This window comes from Alcanivorax xiamenensis, assembly GCF_009846745.1.
Lineage (GTDB): Bacteria > Pseudomonadota > Gammaproteobacteria > Pseudomonadales > Alcanivoracaceae > Alloalcanivorax > Alloalcanivorax xiamenensis.
Map to the genome: position 1 here is coordinate 1 of NZ_AQPF01000076.1, position 11,154 is coordinate 11,154.

General features: G+C 63.9%; 13 protein-coding genes. 1 reads left to right on the forward strand and 12 read right to left on the reverse strand.

Annotated features, from left to right (window positions below):
• Positions 1 to 338: 338 nt before the first annotated feature.
• The 12 genes from A6D6_RS20825 to A6D6_RS20880 form a co-directional block, all read right to left on the reverse strand.
• Positions 339 to 686: a PilZ domain-containing protein gene (locus tag A6D6_RS20825; RefSeq protein ID WP_159661766.1), complete on the reverse strand. Its 348-nt coding sequence runs from the start codon at positions 684 to 686 to the stop codon at positions 339 to 341.
• A 57-nt stretch (positions 687 to 743) separates the two neighbouring features.
• Positions 744 to 1,754: a DNA polymerase III subunit delta' gene (locus tag A6D6_RS20830; RefSeq protein ID WP_159661767.1), complete on the reverse strand. Its 1,011-nt coding sequence runs from the start codon at positions 1,752 to 1,754 to the stop codon at positions 744 to 746.
• Entirely contained in the window at positions 1,751 to 2,377 is a 627-nt protein-coding gene (gene tmk / locus A6D6_RS20835; protein ID WP_133492956.1) for a dTMP kinase, read from the reverse strand. The genes A6D6_RS20830 and tmk overlap by 4 nt, the downstream gene beginning before the upstream one ends.
• Positions 2,374 to 3,432 (reverse strand): endolytic transglycosylase MltG, encoded by a 1,059-nt coding sequence (gene mltG / locus A6D6_RS20840; RefSeq protein WP_133492955.1) that lies wholly within the window; start codon positions 3,430 to 3,432, stop codon positions 2,374 to 2,376. Before mltG ends, tmk begins: the two co-directional genes overlap by 4 nt.
• Positions 3,433 to 3,519: 87 nt before the next feature.
• Entirely contained in the window at positions 3,520 to 4,308 is a 789-nt protein-coding gene (gene pabC, locus A6D6_RS20845) for an aminodeoxychorismate lyase (protein WP_133492954.1), read from the reverse strand.
• A gap of 10 nt (positions 4,309 to 4,318) precedes the next feature.
• A complete protein-coding gene (gene fabF, locus A6D6_RS20850) occupies positions 4,319 to 5,557 on the reverse strand; it encodes a beta-ketoacyl-ACP synthase II (RefSeq protein ID WP_133492953.1) in 1,239 nt (412 codons plus the stop codon).
• A 418-nt stretch (positions 5,558 to 5,975) separates the two neighbouring features.
• The gene (acpP, locus tag A6D6_RS20855; RefSeq protein ID WP_008928079.1) at positions 5,976 to 6,209 is read right to left on the reverse strand and encodes an acyl carrier protein; all 234 of its coding nucleotides are present in this window, start codon (positions 6,207 to 6,209) and stop codon (positions 5,976 to 5,978) included.
• A 274-nt stretch (positions 6,210 to 6,483) separates the two neighbouring features.
• Positions 6,484 to 7,218: a 3-oxoacyl-ACP reductase FabG gene (gene fabG, locus A6D6_RS20860; protein WP_159661768.1), complete on the reverse strand. Its 735-nt coding sequence runs from the start codon at positions 7,216 to 7,218 to the stop codon at positions 6,484 to 6,486.
• 9 nt (positions 7,219 to 7,227) lie between these two features.
• Positions 7,228 to 8,154, reverse strand: coding sequence for an ACP S-malonyltransferase (gene fabD, locus A6D6_RS20865; RefSeq protein WP_159661769.1), 927 nt, complete (start codon positions 8,152 to 8,154; stop codon positions 7,228 to 7,230).
• 154 nt (positions 8,155 to 8,308) lie between these two features.
• Positions 8,309 to 9,343: a phosphate acyltransferase PlsX gene (gene plsX, locus A6D6_RS20870; protein WP_133492950.1), complete on the reverse strand. Its 1,035-nt coding sequence runs from the start codon at positions 9,341 to 9,343 to the stop codon at positions 8,309 to 8,311.
• A gap of 145 nt (positions 9,344 to 9,488) precedes the next feature.
• Positions 9,489 to 9,680 carry a 50S ribosomal protein L32 gene (gene rpmF / locus A6D6_RS20875; RefSeq protein WP_014995069.1) on the reverse strand — a complete coding sequence of 64 codons (192 nt, stop codon included), beginning with the start codon at positions 9,678 to 9,680 and terminating at the stop codon, positions 9,489 to 9,491.
• A 19-nt stretch (positions 9,681 to 9,699) separates the two neighbouring features.
• Positions 9,700 to 10,230, reverse strand: a complete 531-nt coding sequence (locus A6D6_RS20880; RefSeq protein ID WP_022994609.1) for a YceD family protein — start codon at positions 10,228 to 10,230, stop codon at positions 9,700 to 9,702.
• A gap of 148 nt (positions 10,231 to 10,378) precedes the next feature.
• On the opposite strand from A6D6_RS20880, the gene A6D6_RS20885 reads away from it, so the two are divergent.
• Positions 10,379 to 10,972: a Maf family protein gene (locus A6D6_RS20885; RefSeq protein ID WP_159661770.1), complete on the forward strand. Its 594-nt coding sequence runs from the start codon at positions 10,379 to 10,381 to the stop codon at positions 10,970 to 10,972.
• Positions 10,973 to 11,154 lie beyond the last annotated feature (182 nt).

Consider the following 11,154-nt stretch of genomic DNA (forward strand, 5'->3'; position numbering starts at 1 on the left):
AGCGCCGCCCGGGCCGCTTCCCACAGCGGCTCTGTAGCCACCTCTGAATGGATATCTGCGAGGTAACCGAGCAATACGGGAGCCCCCGCCGGAGCGACCCTTCTCGCTAAACCGCGATGAACCTTTTTTATGACCGCCGTCCATGGCGGTCACCCTGCGGGCCGTCGCACAACAACGTTAAAAATTGCTCCCGGCAATTTTTTATGACCGCCGTCCATGGCGGTCACCCTGCGGGCCGTCGCACAGCAACGTTAAAAATTGCTCCCGGCAATTTTTTATTCCCGCAATGCCCGCCGCCCCGGGTTTCGGCTTTAGCGTCCGGCGTCCGGCTTCAAACGTCACATCGTATGCGTGGGCCGGTCCGATTGCAGCGAGCCCGCGAGGTGATTTTCTATGGTGCGGCGGGCGGTGTCGTCCTGATCGGAGAACTGCACGCCAATACCGGCGCTACGATTGCCCTGGGCGCCTCGAGGCGTGATCCAGACCACCCGGCCAGCCACCGGTATTTTCTCCTGCTCATCCATGATGTTGAGCAGGAGAAAGATTTCCTCCCCCAGTTGATAGGCTTTCTCGGTCGGCACGAACAGGCCGCCGTTGCCGATAAACGGCATGTAAGCGGCGTACAGCGCCGCCTTGTCCTTGATACTCAGCGAAAGAATGCCACTACGGCCCCCCGGCATCTTCATGCCACCCCCCTGTCGCGGTAGTGCTTGTATTGTTGTGCGTGCCAGTGCCGCGGGCGATTACTGCAAGGCAGCGTCCACGCCCACCAGCACCAGCATCCATTGCTCCATGAGCAATTCCTTGTTCGGGTTGGCGCCGGCCAGGATCTGCCTGCGGCCTTCCTGGATCCGCTGGGTAGCGCGCATCAACCGCGCCACCGGAACGGTATCGGCCAACTGCCGCAGCAACGGCTCCAGTTGCTCATCCCCCTCACCGCCGGGCATGGCCGCGCCACCGAGCGCCGCCAGCCGTGTCGCCCGGGCCAGCCAACCATACAATATCCTCGCCATGGTGTCCGGCTCGAACGCCGCCAGGGCCTGGGCCCCCTGGGCCGGAGACAGACGCCCCTGGGCCACCCGCAATACTTGCTCGGCAAGACGGCGGCGGTCACTGAACCAGTCCGCATCCTGCAACATCAGCGCTTTCAAAGGCGCGCCCTGGGCCGCGTCCAGCAACGCCGGCGCCGCCTCCCCGACCTGCGGCGTCAACCAGGACAGCGCCTGGTCGGCGGCCGGCACCGGCAGCAACCGTTGCTGGCAACGGCTGCGGACGGTGGGCAGCAGCAGGCTGGGCTGATGGCTGACCAGAATCAGGGTCATGCCCGGACCGGGCTCTTCCAGCGTCTTGAGCAGCGCGTTCTGCGCACTGCGGTTGAGTGCTTCCGCCGGGGACAGCAACGCCAGTCGTGCGCCGCCAAACTGGGCGGTGCGGGCGCAGAACTCCACCAGCCGCCGCACCTGATCGATCTTGATCGCCCGGCTGCCGCCTTCCGGCGTCAGCACATGCATGTCCGGGTGAGTGCCGGCGGTACTCAGGTGGCAAGCCTCGCATTGTCCGCAGGCCACCCCGGCACTGGGCTGCCGGCACAACAGCGTCTGCATCAAGGCCTGCGCCAGCCGGTACTTGCCGATGCCTTCGGGACCCGCCAGCAACAGGGCATGGGGCAAACGCTGACGCTGGTGCTGATCCAGCAGCCGCGCCATCTCCTCCTGATGCCAGGGACAAGGTACCTGTACCGGCGCTTTACTCATGCCCCCTCCGTAATGGCGTCGACCCAGGCGCCAAGGCGCTGGCGCACCTGTTCCAGCGGCCGGGTGGCGTCCACCTGCACGAACCTGTCGGGTTCATTACGGGCCCGTTGCAGATAGCAGTCGCGCACCCGTTGAAAGAAATCGCGGCTCTCCTGTTCGATGCGGTCCAGCTCGCCCCGTTTGCCGGCGCGAGCCAGCCCCACGTCCACCGGCACGTCGAACAACAAGGTGTAATCCGGCGCCACCCCGGCCAGCACCAACCGCTCAAGCGTGGCGATGGCTGCCAGGTCCAGACCGCGTCCGGCCCCCTGGTAAGCCCAGGTGGCATCCATGAAACGGTCACACAGCACCCATTCACCACGCGCCAGGGCGGGCCGGATCAGAGCGTCCAGGTGTTGGGCGCGGGCGGCGAACACCAGCAGCAATTCGGTGGTATCGGCCATGGGCTCCTCGCTGGGCGCCAGCAGTACCTGGCGGATACGCTCCGCCAGTTCGGTGCCACCGGGCTCCCGTGTCACACGTACCGTCTTGCCGCGCTGACGCAGACGCTCTGCCACCCATTCCAGGTTGATGCTTTTGCCAGCGCCTTCGCCCCCCTCGAGAGTGATGAAACGGCCGCTCATGGCGCCGCTCCCGGGCTTGAGCGGTAATCATCGCGGCGATTGAGCTGATATTGGCGTACCGCGCGCCGATGTTCCGCCAACGTATTGGAGAAGGTATGGCTGCCGTCGCCACGGGCAACGAAATACAGCGCCTTGGTCTGCTGCGGGTGCACGGCGGCGAAGATGGCATCGCGGCCGGGCATGGCAATGGGCGTCGGCGGCAATCCGGTGATCACATAGGTGTTGTACGGAGTGGATTCACGCAGGTCGGCCCGGCCAATGCGGCCGGCGTAGCGCTCACCCATGCCATAGATCACGGTGGGGTCGGTTTGCAGCCGCATCCCGAGCCGCAGGCGGTTGACGAAAACACCGGCGATCTGGCCACGTTCCTTGGGTACACCGGTTTCCCGTTCCACGATGGAGGCCATGATCAATGCCTGATAAGGGTCGTCATAGGGCAGCTTATCATCGCGGCCGAGCCAGGCCTCGTCCAGTATCTTGCGCTGACGCTCCAACGCCCGGCGCAGCAGCTCCACGTCGCTGGTGCCGGCGGTATAGAAATAGGTGTCCGGGGCGAACCATCCCTCGGGATGCGTATCCGGCATTCCCAGCCGAGCCATCACCTCCTCGTCATCAACGCCGTCCAGCGTGACGGTGAGGCCCTCAAGCTCGGCCAGGCGGGTGCGAAACTGGCGAAAGGTCCAGCCCTCCACCAGGGTGACACTGCGCTGCATCACCTCGCCCCGGTCGATGCGCTCCAACAGCGTCAACAGAGAGTCCCCTGGGAACAACTGGTATTCCCCCACATGCATGCGCCCTTCGATACCGGTGAAACGGCTGTACAAACGTCCCGCCACCCGACGCAGCGTGGACTCCGGCTCACCACCCAGCAGGCCCTCCCCTTGCAGACGGCTCATCAGGTGGCTGAAACCGGTGCCGGCCGGTACCTGTACCAGCCGGGCCTCGGTCACCGGCAAGGGGCGATGCAAATACCCACTTACCCAAAAGCCCGCCAGCGGAATTGCCACGATGACGAACACCAGTAGCAGAGCAAAAATTCGTATTTTTCGACGCATGGATTGAATGCTAATGCCTGTATTGGCGATCCCAGGCCATGGAGCGGGATCGGGGTTAGAGCCTGACGCCAGCGCGTCACCGCGCGCTCAGTGGTTGAACCGCGCCTGCCAGAGCCGCTGCCATTGTGGGACCTGCGGATCGACCGGCCACGTCCACTGCGCCAGTTTACGCACCGGTAACAGGCCGACAATACTGTTGGTCAGAAAAATGCCATCCGCCCGACGCAGATGTGACAGGGGCCTCGCCCTCACTTCCACCCGCCAACCCTGATCACGGGCGACGTCCAGCAGCCAGCCACGCGCCACGCCGGCCACCCCGGCGCGCTCCAGGGAGGGTGTCCACAACAGGTCGCCAAACACGGCGAACAGGTTCATCGAAGTGGCCTCCACCGGGCACCGGTGGCGATCCAGCAGCAGCCCCTCGCGCCAGCCACGCCGCCCGGCCTCGGCGCGCGCCACCACTTGCGGCAGGCGGTTCAGATGCTTGAGTCCGGCAAGAGGATCGTCCGGCAACACGGTATCGCAGAGGCCGATCTCAACGCCATGACGAAGGTGGGCGCACGGCTCCTCCGTGAACGGAAACCATTGGCCAAACAAGGTGGGTTGCGGCCTCTCCGGCGGCAAATACCCCCGGCCGCCGCTGCCACGGGTAAGCACCAGCTTGATCACGCCGGCGCCTCCGTCATGATCGCGCAGTCGCGCCGCCAGCGTCCGTTCGAGTCTGTCCTCCGTCAGCGGAATCGCCAGCCGGCGGGCACCGGCCAGCATTCTCGCCCGGTGCCGGGGCCACAATGGCACCCGGCCATCGGCGCTGACCCTCAGGGTCTCGAACAGACCATCCCCGTAAGCCAGGCCGCGGTCACTGCGGGACAGCATGGCGCTCCGCTCAGACGCGACGGAACAGCAGGGTGCCGTTGGTGCCGCCGAAACCGAAGGAGTTGGACAAGGTCACGTCGATCTGGCGGTCCTGGGCCTGATTGGGCACCAGGTTCAGATCGCAGCCCTCGTCCGGATCATTCAGGTTGATGGTCGGCGGTGCCACATTGTCGCGCATGGCCAACAGACACATGATCGCCTCCACGGCACCGGCAGCGCCCAGAAGATGGCCAATCATGGATTTGGTGGAACTCACCGCCAGCTTGTCGGCATGCTCGCCGAACACCTGCTTCACCGCGTTCAGTTCGGCCAGATCGCCGAGCTTGGTGGAGGTGGCGTGGGCATTGATGTAGTCCACGTCACCGGCGTCCATGCCCGCGTCGCGCAAGGCGTTGCGCATGGACAGCGCGGCACCGGCGCCGTTTTCGGAGGGCGCGGTCATGTGGTAAGCGTCATCACTCATGCCATAGCCGACCAGCTCCGCGTAAATGGTGGCTCCCCGGGCCTTGGCCCTTTCGTATTCCTCCACCACCACCGCGCCGGCACCGTCACCGAGCACGAAACCGTCGCGGTCGCGGTCCCAGGGCCGGCTGGCCGCCTGCGGATCGTCGTTGCGGGAAGACAGCGCCCGTGCCGCGGCGAAACCGCCCATGCCCAGCGGCGTGGACCCCTTTTCGGCGCCACCGGCGATCATCACGTCGGCCACGCCCAGTTGGATCTGCTGGGCGGCGAAGCCGATGTTGTGGGTCCCGGTGGTACACGCCGACACGGTGGCGAAGTTCGGGCCCTTGAACCCGTACATGATGGCCAGGTTACCGGCGATCATGTTAATGATGGTGCTGGGCACGAAAAACGGAGACAGCTTGCGCGGCCCGGAGTCGAGCAGCTTGCGGTGATTATCCTCGATATTGGTCAGCCCGCCGATGCCGGAACCAATGGCCACGCCGATGCGCTCACCCTCTTCCTTGTCCATATCCAGGCCGGCGTCGCCGATGGCCTGGATCGCCGCCACCATGCCGTACTGGACGAACAGGTCCATTTTCCGTCCTTCCTTCGCGGACAGGTAATCACCCAGTTCGAAATCCGGCACCAGCCCGGCGAATTTGGTGGAGAAATCCGAGGTGTCGAAGTGCTCGATCGGGCGAATGCCGCTACGGCCCGCCTTGATACCCTCCCAGGTACTGTTCACATCGGCGCCCAGGGGCGTGAGCATGCCCAGGCCGGTTACCACTACTCGACGTCGTGTCACCTGTATTCCTCCCAAAATGACGATTCCAGGGCCGGACAGTCAGCGCCGGCGCCCTCGGATTATAGCGTGCCGATTCGCTGCCAGGGCAGCTCCCACAGCGGCTCCGTAGCGCTCTCCGTGGGAAGCGAGCTTGCTCGCGAATGCAGCGCAACTTCATATCTCCAACACCAACAAACGCAGAGTAACCACCACGGATGGTGGTCACAAACAAATCGCCGGGAGCGATTTTTGACCTCACTCCAGCGACGGCCCGCAGGGTGATCACCACGGGCGGTGATCACAAACAAATCGTCCGGAACGATTTTTGACGTCGCTCCAGCGACGGCCCGCAGGGTGATCACCATGGATGGTGATCACAAAAAAACCGCAAGCCCATACCGAGCCTGCGGTTTTCCTTGACGCAGCGTTACGACCGAAATCAGCTGTGGGCTTTGATGTAGTCCACGGCTGCTTGTACGGTGCTGATTTTTTCAGCTTCTTCGTCGGGGATTTCGGTCTCGAATTCTTCCTCGAGGGCCATTACCAGTTCAACGGTGTCCAGGGAATCGGCGCCCAGGTCTTCCACGAAGGAAGCTTCGGATTTCACGTCTTCCGGCTTAACGCCCAATTGCTCGACAATGATCTTCTGGACCCGTTCTTCGATGCTGCTCATGATCCTATTACTCTCCTATTAATGGTGTGCAAGCACCTATGAGCGGCTATTCTAGGTGAACGCGATTTGCGCTTGCAAGCCGCCGCCGGTGCCCGTTTTCACGGATACGTTTCCAAATATGTTGAACCCCACCCACCACTGAGACGGCAGTACCCTCTCCGTGGGGGCCACCCTGAAGCTGCGGCCCGGGCGAATCCATTGCACAGGCCGGCCTCGAAAGACCGGCGCATTCCAACCGGAACCGGCAGCTTAGCGGTTTCGGGAGGATTTGTCCCTACCCGGTGAACATGCCACCGTTAACGTGGACCGTGGTACCGGTTACATAGCCACCACCGTCTCCGGCCAGCCACGCTACCGCGCTGGCCACTTCATCGGGGCTGCCGAGGCGGCCCAGGGGGATTTCCCGCAGCAGCGCATCGCGCTGAGCCTCGGGCAGAACATCGGTCATGTCGGTCTGGATAAAGCCCGGCGCCACCGAATTCACCGTGATGTTACGCGAGCCCAGCTCGCGGGCAAGGGCCCGGGTAAAGCCCTCCACGCCACCTTTGGCCGCGGCATAGTTGGCCTGGCCGGCGTTGCCCATGGTCCCCACCACGGAACTGATATTGATCACCCGGCCCCAGCGGGCCTTGGTCATGCCCTTGATGCAGGCCTTGGTGACCCGGTACAGCGAGTTCAGGTTGGTGTTGATCACATCCATCCATTCATCGCTTTTCATCCGCAACATGATGTTGTCCCGGGTGATGCCGGCGTTGTTCACCAGCACCAGAGGCGCACCGTGCTTTTCCACGATGGACTTGATCGCGGCCTCCACCGAGGCATCCTCGGACACGTTCAGCACCACGCCGTCACCGTTCTCTCCGAGGGCGTCGGCGATGGCCTTGGCGCCGTTTTCGCTGGTGGCGGAGCCGACCACGAAGAAACCGGCGTTGACCAGGTTTTCGGCAATGGCCTTGCCGATACCGCGGCTGGCACCGGTGACCAGGGCCACTTTACGTTCGTCGCTCATGAGGCGTCCTCAACCGTTCAAAGCCGCCTGAAAGGCGTCCAGGGATTCCAGGGGCTTGGCGTCCAACCCCCGGTCAATACGTTTGGCCAGGCCACACAGCACTTTGCCGGGGCCACATTCGTACAGCGTGGTCACGCCATCCGCGGCCAGGGCCTGCACCGTCTCCACCCAGCGCACCGGGGAATACAATTGCCGGATCAAGGCGCTGCGAATCGCCTCGGGGTCGGTTTCCCGGGCCACATCCGCGTTATTGATCACTGGCAGTTCCGGGGCGTGGAAACGGACCTGGGCGAGCGTTTCCGCCAGCGCTTCCGCCGCCGGCTTCATCAGTGCGCAATGGGAGGGCACGCTCACCGGGAGCGGCATGGCGCGCTTGGCGCCGGCGGCCTTACAAGCGGCAATGGCGCGTTCCACGGCACTGCCTTGCCCGGCGATCACCACCTGGCCAGGCGCGTTGAGGTTGACCGCTTCCACCACTTCACCCTCGGCGGCTTCGGCACAGGCCTGACGCACCTGATCGTCATTCAGACCGAGGATCGCCGCCATGGCGCCCTCGCCTTCCGCCACCGCCTGCTGCATCAGCTCGCCACGGGTGCGCACCAGGCGCACCGCGTCCCCCAGGCTGATCACCCCGGCACAGGTCAAGGCGGTGTATTCACCCAGGCTGTGCCCGGCCAGCAGCGCCGGGCGCGGACCACCGCTCTGCTCCCACTCCTTCCACAGGGCGACGCCGGCGGTCAGCAACAGCGGCTGCGTATTTTCGGTGCGATTGAGATCAGCTTCGGGGCCGTTCCGGGCCAATTCCCAGAGGTCCATGTCGAGGGCGCCGGAAGCTTCCTGGAAAGCCTGGCGCACGGCGGTGTGATCGGCGAAATCGGCCAGCATACCCAGGCTCTGCGAGCCCTGACCGGGAAAAACGAAAGCGGTTTTTGACATGCGTTTCCCTGATTCGCGAAGGACGGCCGGTGGGACTCCGCGAGAGCCCGCCCCGGGCGTCGGGTTATCGGATTTGGCGGCAGTATGCCTTTACCCGCCCGGCTTGTCCGTTCCGGGCTGCAACAAAGTATGAATGACCCCGGCGCGGCATCGATCAGGAGGCGGGCTGTTCAGAGACCTGGGCCAACGGCGCCACGGCGTCGCGGATCAACGCCGGCACGTTGCGGCGGGCTTCCAGCAGGGCCACTTCCAGAGCGCTGGTAAAGCCGGCTTCGCCAGTGCCGCCGTGGCTTTTCACCACCACGCCGTTAAGCCCCACCAGACTGGCGCCATTGTAGCGCTCCGGATCCATACGGTGCTTGAGGCCGTTCAACACCGGCAGGGAAAACAGGCCGCTCAGCTTGCGCCACCAGGAACGGCCGATCTCCTCACGGATCATCCCACCGATCATGGTGGCCACGCCTTCCATGGTTTTCAATGACACATTACCGACAAAGCCATCGCAGACCACCACGTCCACGTCACCGAGGAAGATGCCATTGCCTTCGACGAACCCCACGTAATTGAGGTCCTCGGCGGCCTGCATCAAAGCGGCGGCCTCCTTGATCTGCTCGTTGCCCTTGATGTCCTCTTCGCCGATATTGAGCAGCGCCACGCGGGGCTGGCTCAGTCCGTCGACGGCGCGAACCACGGCCTGCCCCATCTGCGCGAACTGCAACAGATGCCCGGGCTGGGAGTCCACATTGGCGCCCAGGTCCAGCATGTGACAATGGCCCTTGGCGGAAGGAATGGCGGTGCAGATAGCGGGACGGTCGATGCCGGGAAGGGTTTTCAACACGAAACGGCTGACCGCCATCAGGGCACCGGTATTACCGGCGCTGACCGCGGCCTGGGCACGGCCTTCCTTGACCAGATTGATGGCCACCCGCATGGAGGAGTCTTTTTTCTGGCGCAGCGCCACCGCCACCGGATCGTCCATGGCCACCACTTCGGAAGCGGGCTCTATGGCAACGCGGGCATGGCCCTCGAGACCGGCCTTGGCCAGTGCCGGCGCCAGAACGTCGGGATTACCAACCAGGATGATGTGGAGACTGGAATGACGGGAAAGCGCACGGCTGACGGCGGGAACGGTGACAGGTACCCCGTGATCCCCCCCCATGGCGTCCACCGCCAGAGTCACGTCTGACATGGCCACTCAATTCCTCAGAGGCATGGCGGCACCCAGAATACTCCTAATCCGGCCCAGGTAAAGGCCGGACACAGGCCAGTGCCCCAGAACGAAAAACGGCGCCCGTCAGACGCCGGATGAAACCGGGTGACGGGCGCCGTTCGACTTATTCTTCTTCGTCCAGGTCCGCGGTGCGCAGAACCTGACGGCCGCGGTACATGCCGTCCGGAGAGATATGGTGACGGCGATGCACTTCACCGGTGTTGCTGTCCTCGGTCAGCGTGGCGGCGGACAGCGCATCGTGGGAACGACGCATACCGCGCTTGGAACGGGTTTTGCGATTCTGTTGAACAGCCATTGTCGAGCTCCTCGGCGTGTTACTTGCGGCGACCCTTGAGCTGGGCCAGCACGGCAAAAGGGTTATCCGGATTGTCTTTGTCCCGGCCCTCGCCGTCTTCCCCATCGTCGCGGGTATCCGGCAGCGGATTCGGGCATTGATCGTGCAGCGCCACCAGTGGCATCGCCAATAGCAGCTCTTCCTCGAGCACATCCGCCAATGGCAGGCGCTCTTCGGTGACCAGCAGAGGATCCAGGTGCGCGGGCAACGCCTTTGCCTGTTCCTCGCTCCAGACCATGGTCAGGTCCACATTGGCGAGGATCCGCTGGTGCACGGGTTCAAGGCAGCGCTGGCAGATCAAAACCAGCGTGGTTTCCACCTGGCCCCGAACGCACCGGTGCCCGTCCTCATCGCGGCCAAAAGCCAGCGACACCCGGACCGGCTGGTCCAGGCTCTCGCGATATTCCCGCAGCCGGGGCAGATCCCCAACCCGGGCCTCGCCCTCGATGACGCGCTCCTGATCCGCGAACTTGCGCGGTTCCAGGTACGGTGGCAGTTGCCCTGAAAACATAAGCGCGCAATTCTAGGGCCGCGCCGCGGCGCTGTCAAAGCGAAAATCACGCCAGTGGCCAAGACCTAACCGTCTGAGAAATTTGGATTTTTCGTGCACTGCCATGCCCACCTCTTTTACACTCGCTGCTTTGAAAACCGAGGAGACCATGGTGAACGACATTCCGCCGACTCTGATTCTGGCCTCTTCCTCTCCGTTTCGCCGTGAGTTGCTGGGCAAACTGGGGCTGCCTTTCAGCGCCGCCAGCCCGGATATCGACGAGACCGCTCTGCCCGGCGAAAGCGCCACCGAGCTGGTACTGCGCCTGGCCCGGCGGAAAGCCCAGGCCCTGGCCGCGGACCATCCCGATACCCTGATCATCGGCTCCGACCAGGTGTGCGTCCTGGATGACACCATTCTCGGCAAACCCGGCGACCGCGACAACGCCATCAAGCAGTTGAGCAATGCCAGTGGCCGCAGCGTGGTGTTTCATACCGGTCTGTGCCTGTACAACAGCGCCACCGGCCGCTATCAAAGCGGTTGCGAGAACTTCACCGTGCATTTTCGCACCCTGGATCAGGACCGCATCCGCCGCTACGTGGACAAGGAACAACCCTTCAATTGCGCCGGCAGTTTCAAGTCCGAGGGGTTCGGCATCACTCTGTTCAAGGCGCTCGAAGGTCGCGACCCCAACGCTCTGGTGGGACTGCCGCTGATTCTATTGACCGACTTCCTGGCGGCGGAAGGCGTCAGCCTGCCCTGACGCCGGACGCCGGACGCCGGACGCCGGACGCCGGACGCCGGACGCCGGACGCCGGACGCCGGACGCCGGACGCCGGACGCCGGACGTGCAAAACCAGACACAACGCCCTGGCAAGCACTAAAACGCCTTCTTTTAGGCTCATCGCGGTTTAGCGGGCCACCGCGCTTCAATCATGGGCACGG